This window comes from Catenulispora yoronensis, from assembly GCF_039531695.1.
GTDB lineage: Bacteria > Actinomycetota > Actinomycetes > Streptomycetales > Catenulisporaceae > Catenulispora > Catenulispora yoronensis.
On the sequence record NZ_BAAAQN010000271.1, the window covers coordinates 1 to 505 of the forward strand.

At 61.6% G+C, this 505-nt stretch carries 1 pseudogene; it reads left to right on the forward strand.

The window, feature by feature from the left end:
* Positions 1 to 311, forward strand: a pseudogene (locus ABD481_RS47290) (MFS transporter); the annotation flags it as partial.
* Positions 312 to 505 lie beyond the last annotated feature (194 nt).

A 505-nucleotide genomic window follows, 5' to 3' on the forward strand; every position in this document is an offset into this window, starting at 1 on the left:
CCTGGATGCCGATGCTGTTCGCCGACCTCGGCTGCATCATCGGCGGATATCTGCCGCCGCTGTTCCAGCGCTGGTTTGGCGTCAACCTGATCGTGTCGCGTAAAATGGTGGTCACCATGGGCGCCCTGCTGATGATTGGCCCGGGGATGATCGGCCTGTTCACCAGCCCGTACGTGGCGATTGCCCTGCTGTGCATCGGCGGGTTCGCTCACCAGGCGCTGTCCGGGGCGCTGATTACCCTCTCTTCCGACGTCTTTGGCCGTAACGAAGTCGCTACCGCCAACGGTCTGACCGGGATGGCCGCCTGGCTGGGGCAGGCTCGCCTGATCGACAACCGGATCGTCACGCTCGCTCAGTAGACAGCGGGTAAAAATCGGGCAATACTGCCCGGGCTTTTCTCAGGGCGGGCGCCGTGTCCGCTCTGCTACATTAAGGTTGAAGGGTAGAAGTTATGATGCGTAATATGCTGCAGGGCAAGCTCCACCGCGTAAAAGTCACGCAGGCG